1 pseudogene is annotated in these 249 nt (G+C 36.9%); it reads left to right on the top strand.

The window, feature by feature from the left end:
- Positions 1-218, top strand: a pseudogene (locus AAEY62_RS23815) (ATP-dependent endonuclease); the annotation flags it as partial.
- Positions 219-249 lie beyond the last annotated feature (31 nt).

Genomic DNA, 249 nt, shown 5'->3' with positions numbered 1-249 from the left:
ATGCTGTTAATACCAGCAGTACATTTGAGATCTGCCTTTACGACTTAAATCGAGAAGTTTGTGATGAGCTTTGGCTCGCTGATCGAAAAACACTGTCAGTACAAGAGTATATGCTGAAAAATAAAGCTGACTGTGCATTTGAATTACTAGATAAAAAAGCAGACCAAATTATAATACCTGACTATATAGAAAGAGCTTTCCAATGGATAAACGAGTAGTTTTTGCTGTCGCTGGCTCAGGTAAAACAAG

The sequence above is a fragment of the Pseudoalteromonas sp. GW168-MNA-CIBAN-0100 genome (genome assembly GCF_040309225.1).
Classification (GTDB): Bacteria; Pseudomonadota; Gammaproteobacteria; order Enterobacterales; family Alteromonadaceae; genus Pseudoalteromonas; species Pseudoalteromonas arctica.
This window is presented reverse-complemented; position numbering and strand designations above follow the sequence as displayed.